Raw genomic sequence first — 17,839 nt, forward strand, 5'->3', positions numbered from 1 at the left:
GGTCAGTCCCCGAACGCCTCGACAAGGCGCCGTCGCCCCAGCATGAAACTATCGGCGACGAGCCGCAAGGGCGCGAGGTCGACCTCGGACTTTCCGTCCGAGGTCAGCACGACGAATCGGAACGGGATACCAACGGCTTGATCCGGCCTTGGTTACAAACCGGCAAATTCACGACGCCTTGTTGTGCGACGCGCGGCTGGGGCATCGGTCCTGATCGATCAAAACCGATGCTCCAGATTCGTTGTCTTGACAGGCTTTTTCGCGCGGACCGATCACCAGTCGAAACCACGCTAGCGCGCAGCTTCGAATCCGCCGAGCACCGCCGTCAGATTGGCACCGAGGATGTCTGAGAGATAGCCGCCTTCCTGCACCAGCACCGTCGGCAGGCCGAACCGGGCGAGCGCCTCGCCGATCCGGCGGAAGCCGTCGGTGGTGACGGCGAGGCCTGCGAGCGGGTCCTTCTCGGAGGCGTCGAGCCCGAGCGCGACCACCAGCGCGGTCGGCGCGAAGGAGCGGATCGCCCTCTCGGCGGCGGCGAGCGCCTTGATGTAATCGTCGTCGCCGGTGCCCTTGGCGAGCGGAATGTTGAGATTGGTGCCAAGACCGGGCCCGGCGCCGCGCTCATGCGAATGGCCCCAGACGAAGGGGTAGAAGAACGACGGGTCGGCGTGGATCGAGACGGTGAAGACGTCGCCCCGCTCGTAGAAGATGCCCTGCGTGCCGTTGCCGTGATGCACGTCGACATCGAGGATCGCGACGCGCTCGTGCTTCTGGCGCAGATGTTCGGCCGCGATCGCACTGTTGTTGAGGAAGCAGAAGCCGCCGGCGAGATCGCGATAGGCATGGTGGCCCGGCGGACGGCACAGCGCGTAGACGGCATCCTCGCCATCGAGCACCATCTGCGCCGCGGTGACTGCGACGTCGCTCGAGGCGCAGGCGCCGGCCCAGGTGCCGGGGCCGATCGGCGCCGCGGTGTCGACCGTGTGCCAACCGAGCTTGCCTACGATGTGGGTGGGATAGGTGCCGGCGTTGCGCACCGGGTGCATGTTCGCGATCATCTCCGGCCCGGCGTTGCCGAGTGCCGACCATTCGTCCCAGGCGTCAGCAAGAAAGCTCAGATATTCCGGACTGTGCACGCGCGCCCGCGGCCCCTGCCCGAATTTGGTCGGTTCGATCAGCGAGTGCTTGCCGGCCTTCAGGCCCGCCAGCAGGCGATCGGCGCGCTCAGGCTGCTCCGTGGTGCGCTGGACCACACCGCGGACCAGGAAGAATTGCGGATCATGGCTGCGGTGCAGATCACTGTAGACGGCCTTCACGGGATACTCCTGTTCGATGGGGGCAATTGAGCTGAGCCTTCGCTGGCGAATTGTACAGTATCAGCGGCCGCGATGATCTGAAACAGCGCGCGATTTCATGCTATGTCCGCAGGCAACGCACTGATTCAAGCACGCAGGACACCAATCCCGGCCATGGCGGCAAGCAAGGCGGAGACGGAGGATACGACGACGGGACGGCGCGGCCGGCCGCGCTCCGCCGCGACCACGGCCGCGATCCTGCACAGCGCCTATACGCTGATGGCAACCACGGGCCTTGCCGCCACCACCATCGACGCGATCGCGAGACACTCCAACGTCTCGAAGATGACGATCTACAAATGGTGGCCGTCGCGCGAAGCCTTGCTGATCGATGCCTTCCTCGACCAGGCCTCGCGCGCAGTGCCGCTGCCCGAAGCGGGCAATCCGGTGGCCCGCATCCGCCGGCACGTCGCGACCTATGTCGAGGCCTTGCAGGGCGAGTTCGGACGGGTGCAGCTCGCGGTGATCTCGGAATGCATTTCGCAGACCGGCACGGCCGAACTGTTTTATGAGCGCTACCTCGGCCTTCGCCGCGCCAGGATGCTGAAAATCATCGCCGCCGGCCAGAAGGACGGCAGCATCGGCGCGCCTGGCGTGCCCAGCGACATCTACGACGCGATGTATGGCAGCCTGTTCTACCGCTATGTCTTCGGCATCAGGCCGCTGACGCCGGCCTATGCCCGCAATCTCGTCAATCTGGTGCTTCGGCCACACGCCGAGGCTTGAATATCAAGCGGAGCGTTGCCGCTGACGGCGGAACCAGGCCCAGGTCTCGCGTGTCACGGCGCGGTAGTTGCGACCGCGATAGACGATGTGGCCGTCGACGATCGCGTTCAGCTTCGGCAAAGCATGGAACGGCACCGTCGGATAGGCATGATGCTCGACATGATAGGGCATGTTCCAGGCGAACCATTTCATGATCCGGCCGGTCATCGTGGTGCGGGTGTTCTCGAACGCACTCCGCGTCCGCTCGCAACCGGTGTGCTCGGCGTAAAGATACGGGCGCAGGATGAGCTGGCCGGCCAGCAGCGGCACGATCCAGACCCAGAGCAGGATCGCGCTGTGCAGCGCAAGCGATGCCACGAGCAACAGCAGATAACCGGCGAGGTAGAGCCTTGCCTCCAGCACGATCGCGGCGCGCTTGTGCTGCGGAATCCACGGCACGATCACCTTCCCGGTGAGTGCATGCCGGAACATCAGGCGAATCCGGACCAGCACCTGCAGCAGTCCCGAATAGGCGATCGCGAGCTGGGTGTCCGACGCGGGCTTGGGGCCGACGATCAGCTCCGGATCCTTCTCCGGATCCTGGGTGTAGCGGTGATGGTCCCAGTGAAACAGGCAGTAATATTGGTAGGGCAATCCGATCATGAAGGCGGACAGGTTGCCGACCACAAGATTGAGTGCGTGACTGCGGAACGCCGTCTTGTGCGCAGTCTCGTGCACCACCATGAACAGGAATGCGACGAAGTAACCCTGGATGGCCATCAGCGGCAGCGCCCAGACGAGACCATAACGCGACGAGATCAACGAGATCAGCGCGCCGACGATGACGATCATCCCGTAGTGGCTTGCCCCGCGCACCGCGCCGGCAAGGTTCGACCTGGTCGACAGCTCGCGCAAGGTCAGGGGGCTGAGCGGCTTGAGGCGAGGCCCGGCATCACTGGTTTCTGCGGTGCTCATAGCGGTCTCACATATTAGCGTTGCAGGAGCGCCGAGATTTCGGCGTTGATGAAGTCGTGGTCTTCGGCGTTGTTGACGGGATTGCCGGCGCGGTGCCCATGGATCGATGGGATCGCGTGCAGCGCCGCGGAGCGGGCATTGACGAGGCGTCCAAGCTCATCCGCGTTGTCGCGCGGGTCGAAATAGCGGTCGGCGCGGCCGGGCATCAGCAGCACATACGCCTTGATCGCCGCCAGCGCACGGTCGAAGTCGCCGCCGAATTCGTTGCAGCGGCTGATATCGCCGGCCTGCCAGATCGCGATCTGCGCCAGCAGATTGTTCGCGTCGCGCCGCGCGAAAGCACCATCCCACGATCCCGCGAGGTAGTCCTCCAACGAGTTGAAGCCGGCCCCGCGCCAGGCTTCCTCGCGAAAAAACGCGTGCGACATCGCCCAGCCGGCATAGACGCGCCCCATCGCGCGAAGGCCTGCTGCCGGCCTGGTGACGAAGCGGCCATCCTGGTAGGCCGGATCGGCGGTCAGCGCGGCCTTCACGCCTTCGAGGAAGACATGATTATACGGCGAGCACCTCGCGCTGCCGCAGACCACCGCCGCGCGTTCGACCATGTCAGGATAGCGCGCGGCCCAGTGATAGGCCTGCATGCCGCCCATCGACCAGCCATAGACCAGTGCGAGCTTGGTCACGCCGAACCGCTCGACGAGCAGCCGCCGCTGGATAGCGACGGCGTCATGATAGGTGAAGTCTGGAAACGGTGCGCCGCCGAGCACCTCGCTCGAATTCGACGGCGAGGACGACAGGCCGTTGCCGAACAGATTCGCGATGACGATGAAATAGCGCGCGGGATCGAGTGCCCCGCCCGGCTGCACCAGCCATTCGATGTCGGTGTGCTGTGCGGCGAACGACGTCGGATAGAGGATGACGTTGTCCCTGGCCGCATTCAACGTGCCGTAAGTCTTGTAGGCGAGCGCAAGCTGCGGAAACACCGCGCCGCCCTGCAAGGTCACCCTGCCTGCCTCGAACACCTCATAGTCGCGTTGCGTGGTCATGCGCATTCGACCTCGAAAGGCGGGCGCAAACGCCGCGCCCCAATAACTGTACTAATAGTACATTAATCTGGAACCGAAGCAAGAGCGACGAAGGTGGAATGACACCGGGCCGATCCATTCAAAATCGGCATCGATCAATACCCGTTTCGGCTTGGACCCATTGCCGTCATCTCTCTAGGACAGACCCCGAGGAAATTTCCAAGGAGGCGCGAATGAGCGCAATTGTGTCCGCCACGGACGCGCGGCGATCCCGCGTCCGGCTGTTGATCGTGACGATGCTGTTCCTCGTCACCACCGTGAACTATGCCGATCGCGCCACGCTCTCGATCGCCGGCCCTGCGCTCTCCAAGGAATTGCATCTCGACCCCGTCGCGATGGGCTACGTGTTCTCGGCGTTCGGCTGGTCCTATGTAATCGCGCAGGTGCCGTGCGGCTGGCTGCTCGACCGCTATGGCTCCAAATGGGTCTATGCGATCAGCATCATCGTCTGGTCGATCTTCACCGCGATGCAAGGCCTGGTCGGGTTCCTGTCGGCCGGCGCGGCCGTACTGGCGCTGTTCGCGCTGCGCTTCCTGGTCGGCTTTGCCGAAGCGCCATCGTTCCCGGCCAATGCCCGCATCGTCGCGGCCTGGTTCCCCGGCAATGAGCGCGGCACCGCATCGGCGTTCTTTAACTCCGGACAGTATTTCGCGACCGTGATCTTCGCGCCGCTGATGGGCTGGATCGCGCACGAATATGGCTGGCGCCACGTGTTCTACGTGATGGGCGGGCTCGGCGTCGTGATGGGTATCGCCTGGATCAAGACGATCTACGAGCCGAAGGACCATCCCGCGATCAACGAGGCCGAGTTCGACTACATCAAAGAGGGCGGCGCGCTGGTCGACATGGATGCCGCCAAGACCGGCAAGACCCAGGTCGGCGGCCCGAGTTGGGATCATATCCGCCAGTTGCTCGCCAACCGGATGATGCTCGGCGTCTATATCGGCCAGTACTGCATCAACACGCTGACCTACTTCTTCCTGACCTGGTTCCCGGTCTATCTGGTAAAGGAACGCGGCCTGTCGATCCTGCAGGCCGGCTTCGTCGCGACATTGCCGGCGCTGTGCGGCTTTATCGGCGGCGTGCTCGGCGGCGTGATCTCGGACTACCTCTTGCGCCGCACCGGCTCGTTGACCATGGCGCGCAAGATCCCGATCGTCGGCGGCATGCTGCTGTCGATGACGATCATCGCCTGCAACTATGTCAACAGCCAGGCGCTGGTGGTCGGCTTCATGGCGCTCGCCTTCTTCGGCAAGGGCATCGGCGCACTCGGCTGGGCTGTCGTCTCCGACACCTCACCGAAGGAGGCCGGCGGCGTCTCCGGCGGGTTGTTCAACACCTTCGGCAATCTGTCCTCGATCACGACGCCGATCATCATCGGCTACATCCTCGCCGCCACCGGCTCGTTCAACGGCGCGCTGGTGTTCGTCGGCGCCAACGCGCTGGTCGCGGCGATCGCCTATCTGTTCATCGTCGGCGAGATCAAGCGGGTGCAGCTGAAGGCGGCCTGAGCAAAGTCTAGGCAATAAGGCTGCCGCGAGTTGCAACAACAGATCAACTGGCTTCGGCCGCCGTCTTTGTCTGCTTGTTCGTCTTCTTGGCCAGTGGGAGGCATCGATGCTAGAACGAACAAATCCTCGACCGATCCATTCCAGGCTAGCATCGATGTTCGACCTGAACCAGCTCCGCTGTTTCGTCACCGTGGCCGAGGAATTGCACTTCGGCCGCGCCGCGGCGCGGCTCAACATGACGCAGCCGCCGCTCAGCCGGCAGATCCAGGTGCTCGAGCACATCATCGACGCGCCGCTGCTGGAGCGGACCAGCCGTTCGGTGCGGCTGACCCCGGCGGGACGCAGTTTCCTGCCAGAGGCGCGGCGCATCCTCAAGCTCGCAGAATCCGCTTCGCAAGTCGCCCGCCGCATCGCGCTCGGCAAGACCGGCTCGCTCAAGATCGGCTTCACGGCCGCCGCCGCTTACGGCTTCCTGCCCGATCTGATCGCAGCCGCCCGTTCCCGCCTGCCCGAGGTCGATTTTTCCCTGAAAGAGATGGTGTCCGGCGATCAGTTCGAGGCGCTCACCACCGGTCAGATCGATGCCGGCCTGTTGCGCCCGCCGATCGCGCGGCCGGAATTCGCCAGCCGGCGCGTCGTGGCCGAACCGCTGCTCGCTGCGATCCCGAAGAAGCATCCGCTGGCCACAGCCGGCACCGTCAGCATCAAAGATTTCGACGAGCAGCCCTTCGTGATGTATTCGCCCTATGAGGCGCGCTACTTCCACGACCTGCTGGTATCGCTGTTCACGCGCGCCGACGTGCTGCCGCGCTATGTGCAGCATCTCAGCCAGATCCATTCGATCCTCGCGATGGTTCGCGCCGGGCTCGGCGTCGCGATCGTGCCGGAAGCCGCTGCCAGCCTCAAGATCGCCGACGTCCGGCTGAAGCCACTGAAGCTGCGCACGCCCGTGCCGGTCGAGTTGTTCATGGTATGGCGGCGCGATCACGAGAACCAGTTGCTGCCGTCCCTGATCGAGATCGCAAGCGAACTCGCGGCCCCGCATTTGCGCGGCGATTGATGCAGATTGCGCATCGCTCGATACCGCGATTGGCTTGGACGTGCATCGAAGCTGCCCTTAAGAAATCGGCCATGGACGCGCGCTGCTCGCGCATCCCTTATCCCAATGTCATTCGAGGAGTGGCGCCATGAGCAAGATGACCCCTCAGGAGATGGCTGCCAGAATCGGTAGCGGCCTCCTGTCTTTTCCCGTGACCCCGTTCAAGCCTGACTATTCGTTCGACGAGGCGACCTATCGCGCCAACATGGACTGGCTGTGCGGCTATGACGTCGCCGGCCTGTTCGCCGCCGGCGGCACCGGCGAGTTCTTCTCGCTGACGCCGGCTGAAGTTCCCCATGTCGTGAAGATCGCGGTCGACGAGACCAAGGGCCGCGTTCCCGTGCTGGCCGGCACCGGCTACGGCACCGCGATTGCGCGCGAGATCGCAATCGGTGCCGAGAAGGCGGGCGCCGACGGCCTCTTGCTGCTGCCGCCTTATCTCACCCATGCCGAGCAGGACGGCCTTGCCGCCCATGTCGAGGCGGTGTGCTCGTCGGTGAAGATCGGCGTCATCGTCTACAATCGCGACAATGCGATCCTGCAGCCCGATGCGCTGGCGCGGCTGTGCGAGCGCTGCCCGAACCTCGTCGGCTACAAGGACGGCATCGGCGACATCGAGCTGATGACCCGCGTCTACACCAAGCTCGGCGACCGCCTGACCTATATCGGCGGCCTGCCGACGGCGGAAACCTTCGCGCTGCCCTATCTCGACATGGGTGTGACGACCTATTCGTCGGCGGTGTTCAACTTCGTGCCGGAATTCGCCACCAGGTTCTACGCCGCGGTGCGCCGGCGCGATCATCAGACCATCCATGCGGGGTTGAAGGATTTCATCCTGCCGCTGATCGCGATACGCAATCGCAAGAAGGGCTACGCAGTGTCGATCATCAAGGCCGGCATGAAGGTGATCGGCCGCGATTCCGGCCCGGTGCGGCCGCCGCTGACCGATCTCACCGAGCAGGAGATCGCCGAACTCGCGGCGCTGGTGGCGAAGCTGCCGCAGGCCACGACCCAGCAGGCGGCGGAATAAGCCGGACGACAAACGACAAAGGGAGGAGCAGATGATTCAAGACACGATCCGCAGCGGCTTTGCCGGCGCCCCCGTCGTCACGGCGATGGAGGTGATCCCGGTCGCCGGCCGCGACGGCATGCTCCTCAATCTGAGCGGCGCGCACGCGCCGTTCTTCACCCGCAACCTCGTCATCCTCACCGACAACTCCGGCCACACCGGCGTCGGCGAGGTGCCGGGCGGCGAGAAGATCAGGAAGACGCTCGAGGACGCCCGCGACCTCGTGGTCGGCCAAACCATCGGAGGGTGCAACAACATCTTGGCCTCGATGCGCCAGGCCTTCGCCGACCGCGACGCCGGCGGCCGCGGCAAGCAGACCTTCGACCTGCGCGTCACCATCCACGCGGTGACCGCGGTGGAATCCGCGCTGCTCGATCTGCTCGGCCAGCACCTCGATCTCCCGGTCGCAGCCTTGCTCGGCGAAGGCCAGCAGCGCGCCAGCGTCGAGACGCTCGGCTACCTCTTCTTCGTCGGCGATCGCCAGAAGACCAACCTGCCTTACGTCGAGGGCGAGACCGGCAAGCCTGACTGGTTCAATCTGCGCCATCAGGCGGCGATGACGCCGGAGGCGATCGTGCGGCTCGCCGAGGCGACGCAGGCGCATTACGGCTTCGCCGATTTCAAGCTCAAGGGCGGCGTGCTCAGGGGCGAAGAGGAGATCGAGGCCGTCACCGCGATTGCAAAGCGCTTCCCCAAGGCCCGCGTCACGCTCGACCCGAACGGCGCCTGGTCGCTCGACGAGGCGATCCGGCTTTGCAGCAACATGCATGGCGTGCTTGCCTATGCCGAGGATCCCTGCGGCGCCGAGGCCGGCTTCTCCGGCCGCGAGATCATGGCCGAGTTCCGCCGCGCCACCGGACTGCCGACCGCGACCAACATGATCGCGACCGACTGGCGCCAGCTCAGCCACGCGCTGCGGCTCGGCGCGGTCGACATTCCGCTCGCCGATCCGCATTTCTGGACCATGCAGGGCTCGGTGCGGGTGGCGCAGACCTGTCGCGACAACGGCCTGACCTGGGGCTCGCACTCCAACAACCATTTCGATATTTCACTGGCGATGTTCACCCATGTCGGCGCCGCCGCGCCCGGCAAGGTGACCGCGATCGACACTCACTGGATCTGGCAGGACGGCCAGGCGTTGACCAGGGAGCCGCTGCTGATCAGGGGCGGCAAGATCGCGATGCCGGATCGGCCCGGCCTCGGCATCGAGCTCGATCGCGGTGCCATCGAGGCGGCGAACGCGCTATACAAGCAGCATGGCCTCGGCGCCCGCGACGATGCGCTGGCCATGCAGTTCCTGATCCCGGGCTGGACTTTCGACGACAAGCGTCCCTGCCTCGTGCGCTAACAAGAAAGGTTGGAGAGAAACATGACCGCTCACCAGAAGAACTTCATCGCCGGCGAATGGGTCGACGGAACAAGCATCACGCGGGACATCAACCCCTCCAACACCAAGGACGTGGTCGGCGAATACGCCAAGGCCGACAAGGCGCAGACCGAAAAGGCGATCGCCGCGGCGAAGGCCGCCTTCCCGGCCTGGGCGCGCTCGACTCCGCAGGAGCGCTTCGACGCCCTGACCAAAATCTCCGTCGAAATCCTCGCCCGCAAGGAAGAGCTCGGCCGCCTGCTGGCGCGCGAGGAAGGCAAGACGCTCCCCGAGGGCATCGGCGAGGTGGCGCGCGCCGGGCAGATCTTCGCGTTCTTCGCCGGCGAGGCGCTGCGGCTGATGGGCGAGAAGGGCGCATCGGTGCGCCCCGGTCTCGATGTCGAGATCACCCGCGAACCGGTCGGCGTCGTCGGCATGATCACGCCGTGGAATTTCCCGATCGCGATCCCGGCCTGGAAGATCGCGCCGGCGCTCTGCTACGGCAACACGGTGGTGTTCAAGCCGGCCGAGCTGGTTCCGGGCTCCGCGCATGCGCTGTCCGAGATCATCGCGCGCTCCGGGATTCCGGCCGGCGTGTTCAACCTTGTGGTCGGCTCGGGCTCGGTGGTCGGCCAGACGCTGCTCGATCATCCCGACGTTGCCGCGATCTCGTTCACCGGCTCGGTGCAGACCGGTCGCAAGATCGCGCAGGCCTGCGTGCTCTCCAATCCGATGAAGAAGTTCCAGCTCGAGATGGGCGGCAAGAACCCGCTGGTCGTGCTCGACGACGCCGACGTCAAGGTCGCCGTCGAGGTCGCGGTCAACGGCGCCTATTTCTCGACCGGCCAGCGCTGCACGGCCTCTTCGCGCCTGATCGTCACCGCAGGCATTCATGATCGCTTCGTCGATGCGATGACCGAGCGGATGAAGGGGCTTGCGGTGGATGACGCGCTGAAGAGCGGCGTGCATGTCGGCCCTGTGGTCGACCAGAGCCAGCTCGACCAGGACCTCCGCTACATCAAGATCGGCCAGGACGAAGGCGCCCGTTTGCATTGGGGCGGCGAGCTGCTGAACCGCGAGACGCCCGGCTTCTACCTGCAGCCGGCGCTGTTCACCGAGGCCAACAACCAGATGCGCATCGCCCGCGAGGAGATCTTCGGACCGGTCGCCTGCGTGATCCGCGCCAAGGATTATGAGGAGGCGCTGGCGATCTCCAACGATACCGAATTCGGCCTCGCCTCGGGCATCTGCACCACGAGCCTGAAATACGCCTCGCACTACAAGCGCAACAGCGAGGCCGGCATGGTGATGGTCAATCTGCCGACCGCCGGCGTCGACTATCACGTGCCGTTCGGCGGCCGCAAAGGCTCGAGCTACGGCGCGCGCGAACAGGGCGCCTACGCCCGCGAGTTCTACACCACGGTGAAGACGGCCTATACATTCCCGGGTTGAGAATCGTAGGGTGGACTAGCGTCAGCGCAATCCACCATCGGCACCGCACACCAAGCATGGCGGGTTACGCCTTCGGCTAACCCGCCCCACAAATCCGGGAGCCCTCATGGACCAGTCGATCGGCGCGCAGGAGCAGCCCCGCTACATCAAGCTCAACGCGCGCGACAATGTCGCGATCGTGGTGAATGATTTCGGCCTGCCTGCCGGCTCGCGCTTCGCTTGCGGCCTGACGCTTCGCGCCTACGTTCCGCAGGGCCACAAGACCGCGCTGCAAGACATCGCCGAGGGCGCGCCGATCATCCGCTATGGCGAGGTGATCGGCCATGCGCTGTCGCCGATCCTGGCCGGCGAATGGGTCGACGAGGCGCGCATCCGCATGCCCGACGCGCCGCCGCTGGATCAGCTCGAGATCGCAACCGCCGTGCCGCCGGCGCTGCCGCCGCTCGAAGGCTTTACCTTCGAAGGCTATCGCAACCCCGACGGCTCGGTCGGCACCAAGAACATCCTCGGCATCTCCTCGTCGGTGCAATGCGTCAAGGGCACCATGGAATATGCGGTCAAGCGCATCCGCGCCGAGCTGCTGCCGAAATATCCCAATGTCGACGACGTCGTGCCGCTGACCCACGCCTATGGCTGCGGCGTCGCGATCACGGCGCCCGATGCCGTGGTGCCGATCCGCACGCTGCAGAATCTCGCACTCAATCCGAATTTCGGCGGCGAGATCCTGGTCATAGGGCTCGGCTGCGAGAAGCTCGCGCCGGAACGGCTGGTGCCCGAAGGCATCAATGATGCCATCGTGCGGATGCAGGACGAAGCCTTCGACGGCTTCGGCGCCATCGTCGACGCGATCATGACCCAGGCGGAGGCCCGCCTGAAGGTGCTCAACGCCCGCCAGCGCGAGACCTGCCCCGCCGCCGATCTCGTGATCGGCCTGCAATGCGGCGGCAGCGATGCGTTTTCCGGCGTCACCGCGAACCCCGCGGTCGGCTTCGCCGCAGATCTGCTGGTGCGCGCGGGCGCGACCGTGATGTTCTCGGAAGTGACCGAGGTGCGCGACGCCATCCAACTGCTGACTCGCCGCGCCGCGAGCGAGGATGTCGGCCGCGCCCTGATCCGCGAGATGGCCTGGTACGACGCCTATCTCGCCCGCGGCGGCGCGGACCGCAGCGCCAACACCACGCCGGGCAACAAGAAGGGCGGCCTCGCCAACATCGTCGAGAAATCACTCGGCTCGATCGTCAAGTCGGGCTCGGGCCCGATCGCCGGTGTGCTGTCGCCCGGCGAGAAGGCGCGGCAGAAGGGCATGTTGTTCGCAGCGACACCCGCGAGCGACTTCATCTGCGGCACCTTGCAGCTCGCCTCCGGCATGACCCTGCAGGTTTTCACCACCGGTCGCGGCACGCCCTATGGCCTCGCCGCCGCGCCCGTCATCAAGGTCGCAACCCGCAGCGAGCTGGCGCGCCGCTGGAAGGACCTGATCGATTTCGACGCCGGCTGCATCGCGACCGGCGAGAAGACGATCGAGGAAACCGGCTGGGATCTGTTCCGCCTGATCCTCGACGTCGCGAGCGGGCGCACCAAGCCGTGGTCGGACAAGTGGGGCATCCACAACGATCTGACGCTGTTCAATCCGGCACCGGTGACTTGAGCATCGGCGCCAGATTAACCACCCGTTAGCCACGTCTCCACGGGCCGGGGAACGTCGCAGTTCGATTCAAATTGTCTGGACATGGAGGCAGCCATGAGCCCGACAATCAACGATCTCAAGGACGCGGCCGAGCGCGCCGAGCGGCTGGCACGCACCGGTCTGGACCAACTGACGGCCGAGCGGCTGCGGGCGTTCGCAGCTGAATGCCGCAGCCGGATCACGAGCGTCGAGCGAGAAAGGCCTGACATCCAATCGGCGGTATGCAGCCCTCGCTCATGAAAAGTCCGCCGCGGCAGATCCAGCGGCGGACTTCTGCTGCAGACGAGGCTTCGATTGCCGTCAGTCGTCGTCGTGATGGATCACGGTCTTGCTGCGGTTGCCGAACTCGTCCTGCTTCTTGATGACGGTGGTTCGGTCACTGCGCGGCTCGCGCTCCCTGATTACGGTGGTGCGGTCACGATCGTGGTCGCGATATTCGGGCGCCCGGCCGACGGTCACGCCGGCGCCGACGGGACCGGCGCGGACACCGATTTCATCGGCGAACGCAGGCGATGCGATCGCCGTGACCATGGCTGCGGCGAACAGATACTTCCTCATGGCGTCTCTCCTCCTCCAGTTGCGACGTGAGGGACGAACGCCGAGTGCGACATAGTGTTCCTATATCGAGTATGGTGCAGATGCTCACGCGCGCCTTGCGGAACATCGCACGGGAACTCGCTGAACAGGCATTCACCTGTATGGCGAAATGCTCATGTTCCAAGCGTTGAATAGCCGGATTTGATGTCCCACGTCCTTACCAACAGGAGGACGTTCCATGAAGCAATCGCAGCACTTCCTCGACAATGCAGAGAACTGCGCGCAGCTTGCCGAGCACGCCAGTGACGAGCCGACCCACAACCGCTTCAAGCGCATGGAAGCGGCCTGGCGCGCGCTGGCCAGGGAGCAAGATTGGCTCGACGGCGAAAGTTCGCCGTCGGAAAACGCAGCTTAGATCCACGCCGTGGCGGCCGATACGCCGCTACGGCGCCACCTGGTCTACTCGGCGCTGCGCTGCCGCTGCCAGCGCAGCAGATAGGCCTGCAGCCGCCAGATGATCGCCGACAGCACGACGCCGACCAGCATCAAGACCACGACTGCGACCATCATGCCGGAGGCCTCGCCGCGCGCCTCGGACTCGATGATCAGGCGGCCGATGCCGCGCTCGGCGCCGATGAACTCGCCGACGATGACGCCGATCAGTGCGAACGAGATCGCGGGCGTCAGCGAGGCGAACACCCAGGCCATGGTCGAGGGGATCACCACGGTGCGGGTGATCTGCCACTCGCTGGCGCCGAGCAGTCGCGCCGCGTTGGTAAAGCCCTCGTCGATCGAGCGCGCGCCCTCGAAGGTGTTGAAGAACACCAGGAACACCACGACAATCCAGGACGTCACGATCTTCGACATGTCGCCGATCCCGAACGCCAGCACGATGATCGGCGCCAGCGCGATCCGCGGGATCGAATTCACCGCGGTGATGAAGGGCTGGAAGATCGCGCTGAGACGGTCGGACCGTCCGAGGATCAGCCCAGCGACGAAGCCAGAGACCACGCCGGTGATGAAGCCGAAAAAGGTGTTCTTGAGGGTGATCGCCGTCGCGGCCCAGAGATTGTTCTCGTTGCGCGTCAGGCACTTTGCGAACTCGCCGTTGAACCAGCCATTGAAAACACCAAGCTTCGATTTCAGGCAACTCTGGATCAGGAAGTTGTCGAAGATCATCGACGGCTTCGAGGTGAAATAGGGGTCGAGCAGATCGGGCACCAGCCACGGCAGCTTGGCGCGGAGATCATAACCCCATTGCCACACCGACAGCACGATGGCGCAGATCAGGACCTGCCAGCCGATCGTTCCGAGCGTGCTATATCGCCTCATGCGCTGCGGCCCTTGATGAATTCCTCGCCGAGCGAGTGCCAGATGTGTTGGAACAGCTCGGCATAACGCGGGGTCTCGCGTACCTTCACCGCGTCGCGCGGACGGGCGAAATCGACCGCGAACATGTCCTTGATGCGGCCCGGCCGCGCCGAGAACAGGATGATGCGGTCGGCCAGGGTCAGCGCCTCGCCGAGATCGTGGGTTACGAACAGCACGGTCTGCTGCTCGCGCTCCCAGATCCGGAGCAGCACCTCGTGCATGTCGATCTTGGTGTGGGTGTCGAGCGCGCCGAACGGCTCGTCCATCAACAGGATCTGCGGCTCGACGATCAAGGTCCGCATCAGCGCCGCGCGCTGCCGCATGCCGCCCGACAGCGCCGATGGATAGGCGTTCTCGAATCCCCTCAAGCCAGCCCGCGCGACGCATTCCGCGATGCGCTCTTTCCGCTCCCGAGCCGACACGCCGGACAGCTCCAGCCCGTAGCCGATATTATCGGCGACGGTTCGCCACGGAAACAACGTATCGCGCTGGAACACGTAACCGACATTGGGTGTCGCCCTGCCGGAGACGACTCGCTTGCCGTCGATCAGGATCTCGCCGGCGGTGGGGCGGATCAGCGAGGCGATCATGTTGAGCACCGTGCTCTTGCCCGAGCCGGACGGCCCGAGCAGCGCGACGAACTCGCCGCGGCGCACGTCGAACGTCACGTCGCGCACGGCTTCGATCGTGGTCTTCGCAAGCTGGAACGACTTGCTCAGGCCCTTGACCTCGACGCGGCGATCGGCCGAGGCGCGCGGCGATGTGGTTGCGCTCGTCTCGAGCGCGCTCAACCCGGATAGGCCTTTCGCGCCGCGTCGATGAAGCTTGGGTTGATCACGTCGGCGATCTTGAGCGGCTTGATGCCGGTCATCTCGCGGAACCAGACCTTTTCGCCGCGCGCGAAGCTCGCCGCATCGACCGTACCCTCATAGTCCGCGACCTTCTGGATCGCGGATATCTCGAGCAGGTTGGCGTCGCGCGAGGTGCTGCCGACATAGGGCTCGATGGCGTCGTAGACCTCGGCCGGCTTGTGCGCCTTGATCCATTGCGAGGCGCGCCACAGCGCGGTGACATAGGCCTGCATCTTGGCGGGGTCCTTGTCGATGGTCGCCTGCAGCGTGAAATGCGCGGTCACCGGCACCTTGCCGCCGATATGCTCGTTCCAGATCGCTTCATCGGTGCCGTCGAACAGCAATTCGCCCCAGCCCTGCTGCTGCGCCTCGTTGAGCAACGACAGCGAACTGACGAGGATGTCGACCTGCTTCGACTTCAGCGATCCCAGCATGGTGTCGACATTGCCGGTGCCGATCCAGGTCACCTTGTCGTCGAGCCCCATGGTTTCCATGTAGTAGGACGCCCAGACATGGTTGGTGCCGCCGAGCGAGGAGACCGAGACGATCGGCTTGCGGCCATCTGGCCGCTTCCATTGCGTGAAAGCCTCCAGCGTGCTGATGCCCTGGTCCTTCAAATCCTTGCGCAGGATGAACATCACCGAGTTCGACCGTGTGTCGACCGGCAGCAGCACGCGCGCGGCGCGGCCGTGATTGGTCAATTGCATCGGATGGGTGACGTCGCCGATCCCGATATCGCCCTGCGACGAGGCGATGATCTCGCGGGTCTTTACCCCGCTGCCGCCCTGCACCAGCTTGCAGTCGAGCCCGGCGTCCTTGAAATAGCCGATCCGGTCGGCAACGAATTGCGTCTGATAGACCGGCACCGCGACCGGATAGACTACGCGGCCGGTGGCCGCCTGCGCCCATGCCCGCCCGCTCGCCAGCGCCGCACCGCCGGCGATCACCGTCAGCACCGATCGCCTCGACAGATGGGGCATGGAGGGACGGGCCATCACGCGTGCTCCCTGGCCGAGATCTTGTCCAGCGCGCTGAGTACAGCATCGCCCATCTGCACGGTCGAGAGCTTTTTCGCCCCCGCCTCGGCGATATCGGCGGTGCGTGCGCCGGAGGCGAGCGCGGTCTGCACCGCCCGCTCCAGCAGCTCGGCATCCTCGGGCCGATTCAAGGTCAGGCGCAGCAGCATCGCGACGCTGAGGATCGAACCGAGCGGATTGGCGATGCCCTTGCCCGCGATATCGGGCGCGCTGCCATGCACCGGCTCATACAGCGCCTTGCGCCGGCCGAAGCGATCGACCGGGCCGAGCGAGGCCGACGGCAGCATGCCGAGCGAGCCCGAAGCCATCGCCGCGCAGTCCGACAGGATGTCGCCGAAGATGTTTCCGGTCACCATGACGTCGAACTGCCGCGGCTCGCGCACGATCTGCATCGCGGCGTTGTCGACATAGAGATGGGTCAGCTCGACGTCGGAGAACTCCTCCTTGTGCAGCCTGATCACCTCTTCGCGCCAGACCACGCTGGTCTCCAGCACATTGGCCTTGTCGACCGAACAGACCTTGTTGCGGCGGGTCCGTGCCAATTCGAACGCCGAGCGCGCCACGCGGCGAATCTGGTTCGTGGTGTATTGCTCGGTGTTGAAGCCGCGGCGCTGACCGTCAGGCAATGTCTCGATGCCGCGCGGCTCGCCGAAATAGATGCCGCTGGTCAATTCGCGGATAATGACGAAATCGACGCCGTCGAGCACCTCGGGCTTGAGCGGCGCCGACGCCGACAGTGCCGGGCTCGCCACGATCGGACGCAGATTGGCGTAGAGATCGTATTTGCTGCGCAACCCCAGGAGGCTGCCGGCCTTGCGCGCGGCGGCCGGCACTTCGGTCGTTTCCGGACCCCCCGTTGCACCCCACAGGATGGCGTCGGCCTCGTCCATCGCCTCCGCGGTGTCCTCGGGCAGCACCTTGCCGGTCGCCAGATACGGGATCAGACCGTACTGCGCCTCGCGCAACGTCATCGGCACGTTGCGTTTGGCTGCGAACCACTCGAGCACGCGGCGCGACTGCGCGGTGACCTCGGGGCCGATGCCCTCGCCGCCGACGACGGCGACCTTGATCATGTTGGATTGCGTGCTCATGCGGATGTCCTTGAAGCGGGCGTTTTCTGAAAATGAATCCAGGGCCGCGCGGTGCGGTCGGCATCCTGGAAGGCGTGGATCTCGTCGTCGCGCTGCAATGTCAACGCCACCTCGTCGAGCCCCTTCAACAGCCCCTCGCGCCGCCGCGGGTCGATCTCGAACGAATGCCGTTCGCCCGACGGCGAGACGATGGTCTGGGCCTCGAGGTCGATCGAAACCTTGCCGGCGCCCTGCGTCGCCTCGATGTCGGCGGCGAGCTGATCGACCACCGCCTTGTCGACGACGACGGGCAGGATGCCATTCTGGAAGCAGTTGGCGAAGAAGATGTCACCGAAGCCGGAGCCGATGATGGCGCGGATGCCGCGCTCCTGCAGCGACCACACCGCGCCCTCCCGCGACGAGCCGCAGCCGAAATTCGGGCCTGTCACCAAAATCTCCGCTTCCCGATACGGCTCGCGGTTGAGGATGAAATCCGGATTCTCCGAGCCGTCGGCCAGATAGCGCAGCGAGCTGAACGCCCATTTGCCGAGCGTGCCGCGGACCCCGTTGCCGACCAGGCGTTCGATCCGGATGATCACGTCGGTATCGATATTGGCGCGCATGATTGGCGCGGCGGTGGCGGTGAGCTTGTCGAACGGCTTTGGCATC

18 protein-coding genes and 1 pseudogene are annotated in these 17,839 nt (G+C 65.0%); 9 read left to right on the forward strand and 10 right to left on the reverse strand.

Annotated features, from left to right (window positions below):
- Positions 1 to 2: 2 nt before the first annotated feature.
- Together ACVISU_RS11605 and ACVISU_RS11610 are read right to left on the reverse strand one after the other, a co-directional pair.
- Positions 3 to 119: pseudogene (locus ACVISU_RS11605) on the reverse strand (gfo/Idh/MocA family oxidoreductase); the annotation flags it as partial.
- A gap of 171 nt (positions 120 to 290) precedes the next feature.
- Entirely contained in the window at positions 291 to 1,316 is a 1,026-nt protein-coding gene (locus ACVISU_RS11610) for a histone deacetylase family protein (RefSeq protein ID WP_456707028.1), read from the reverse strand.
- A 153-nt stretch (positions 1,317 to 1,469) separates the two neighbouring features.
- Between ACVISU_RS11610 and ACVISU_RS11615 the strand changes: the two genes are divergently transcribed.
- Positions 1,470 to 2,081 (forward strand): TetR/AcrR family transcriptional regulator, encoded by a 612-nt coding sequence (locus ACVISU_RS11615; protein ID WP_456707029.1) that lies wholly within the window; start codon positions 1,470 to 1,472, stop codon positions 2,079 to 2,081.
- 3 nt (positions 2,082 to 2,084) lie between these two features.
- On the opposite strand, the gene ACVISU_RS11620 is transcribed toward ACVISU_RS11615, so the two are convergent.
- On the reverse strand, positions 2,085 to 3,035 hold the full coding sequence (locus tag ACVISU_RS11620) for a fatty acid desaturase (RefSeq protein WP_456707030.1): 951 nt from the start codon (positions 3,033 to 3,035) through the stop codon (positions 2,085 to 2,087).
- 14 nt (positions 3,036 to 3,049) lie between these two features.
- Positions 3,050 to 4,081, reverse strand: coding sequence for an alpha/beta fold hydrolase (locus tag ACVISU_RS11625; RefSeq protein ID WP_456707031.1), 1,032 nt, complete (start codon positions 4,079 to 4,081; stop codon positions 3,050 to 3,052).
- Between the two features lie 212 nt (positions 4,082 to 4,293).
- On the opposite strand from ACVISU_RS11625, the gene ACVISU_RS11630 reads away from it, so the two are divergent.
- From ACVISU_RS11630 to ACVISU_RS11660, 7 genes are all read left to right on the forward strand, one after another.
- Positions 4,294 to 5,631, forward strand: coding sequence for an MFS transporter (locus tag ACVISU_RS11630; RefSeq protein ID WP_456707032.1), 1,338 nt, complete (start codon positions 4,294 to 4,296; stop codon positions 5,629 to 5,631).
- Between the two features lie 154 nt (positions 5,632 to 5,785).
- Entirely contained in the window at positions 5,786 to 6,691 is a 906-nt protein-coding gene (locus ACVISU_RS11635; protein ID WP_456707033.1) for a LysR substrate-binding domain-containing protein, read from the forward strand.
- A 127-nt stretch (positions 6,692 to 6,818) separates the two neighbouring features.
- Positions 6,819 to 7,760, forward strand: a complete 942-nt coding sequence (gene kdgD / locus ACVISU_RS11640) for a 5-dehydro-4-deoxyglucarate dehydratase (RefSeq protein ID WP_456707034.1) — start codon at positions 6,819 to 6,821, stop codon at positions 7,758 to 7,760.
- A 31-nt stretch (positions 7,761 to 7,791) separates the two neighbouring features.
- Complete coding sequence (gene gudD, locus ACVISU_RS11645; protein ID WP_456707035.1) at positions 7,792 to 9,147, forward strand: glucarate dehydratase; 1,356 nt, start codon at positions 7,792 to 7,794, stop codon at positions 9,145 to 9,147.
- 21 nt (positions 9,148 to 9,168) lie between these two features.
- A complete protein-coding gene (locus ACVISU_RS11650) occupies positions 9,169 to 10,617 on the forward strand; it encodes an aldehyde dehydrogenase family protein (protein WP_050401663.1) in 1,449 nt (482 codons plus the stop codon).
- 106 nt (positions 10,618 to 10,723) lie between these two features.
- A complete protein-coding gene (gene garD / locus ACVISU_RS11655) occupies positions 10,724 to 12,265 on the forward strand; it encodes a galactarate dehydratase (protein WP_456707036.1) in 1,542 nt (513 codons plus the stop codon).
- A gap of 93 nt (positions 12,266 to 12,358) precedes the next feature.
- Positions 12,359 to 12,544 carry a hypothetical protein gene (locus ACVISU_RS11660; protein ID WP_244521970.1) on the forward strand — a complete coding sequence of 62 codons (186 nt, stop codon included), beginning with the start codon at positions 12,359 to 12,361 and terminating at the stop codon, positions 12,542 to 12,544.
- Positions 12,545 to 12,604: 60 nt separating this feature from the next.
- Here ACVISU_RS11660 and ACVISU_RS11665 read toward each other — a convergent pair whose 3' ends face one another.
- Positions 12,605 to 12,862 (reverse strand): hypothetical protein, encoded by a 258-nt coding sequence (locus ACVISU_RS11665; RefSeq protein WP_050401660.1) that lies wholly within the window; start codon positions 12,860 to 12,862, stop codon positions 12,605 to 12,607.
- Between the two features lie 217 nt (positions 12,863 to 13,079).
- Here ACVISU_RS11665 and ACVISU_RS11670 point away from each other — a divergent pair, with 217 nt between their 5' ends.
- Positions 13,080 to 13,256 (forward strand): hypothetical protein, encoded by a 177-nt coding sequence (locus ACVISU_RS11670; RefSeq protein WP_172803536.1) that lies wholly within the window; start codon positions 13,080 to 13,082, stop codon positions 13,254 to 13,256.
- Positions 13,257 to 13,300: 44 nt separating this feature from the next.
- On the opposite strand, the gene ACVISU_RS11675 is transcribed toward ACVISU_RS11670, so the two are convergent.
- The 5 genes from ACVISU_RS11675 to leuD are packed head-to-tail and all read right to left on the reverse strand — an operon-like array spanning position 13,301 to position 17,838.
- Complete coding sequence (locus ACVISU_RS11675) at positions 13,301 to 14,173, reverse strand: ABC transporter permease (protein ID WP_456707037.1); 873 nt, start codon at positions 14,171 to 14,173, stop codon at positions 13,301 to 13,303.
- Positions 14,170 to 15,003 carry an ABC transporter ATP-binding protein gene (locus ACVISU_RS11680; protein ID WP_456707038.1) on the reverse strand — a complete coding sequence of 278 codons (834 nt, stop codon included), beginning with the start codon at positions 15,001 to 15,003 and terminating at the stop codon, positions 14,170 to 14,172. The genes ACVISU_RS11675 and ACVISU_RS11680 overlap by 4 nt, the downstream gene beginning before the upstream one ends.
- The gene (locus ACVISU_RS11685) at positions 15,000 to 16,058 is read right to left on the reverse strand and encodes an ABC transporter substrate-binding protein (RefSeq protein ID WP_456707039.1); all 1,059 of its coding nucleotides are present in this window, start codon (positions 16,056 to 16,058) and stop codon (positions 15,000 to 15,002) included. Before ACVISU_RS11685 ends, ACVISU_RS11680 begins: the two co-directional genes overlap by 4 nt.
- Positions 16,058 to 17,191: a 3-isopropylmalate dehydrogenase gene (gene leuB / locus ACVISU_RS11690; protein ID WP_456707040.1), complete on the reverse strand. Its 1,134-nt coding sequence runs from the start codon at positions 17,189 to 17,191 to the stop codon at positions 16,058 to 16,060. Before leuB ends, ACVISU_RS11685 begins: the two co-directional genes overlap by 1 nt.
- Positions 17,188 to 17,838 carry a 3-isopropylmalate dehydratase small subunit gene (gene leuD, locus ACVISU_RS11695; RefSeq protein ID WP_456707041.1) on the reverse strand — a complete coding sequence of 217 codons (651 nt, stop codon included), beginning with the start codon at positions 17,836 to 17,838 and terminating at the stop codon, positions 17,188 to 17,190. The genes leuB and leuD overlap by 4 nt, the downstream gene beginning before the upstream one ends.
- Between the last annotated feature and the right edge of the window lies 1 nt (position 17,839).

The sequence above is a fragment of the Bradyrhizobium sp. USDA 4452 genome (assembly GCF_054063575.1).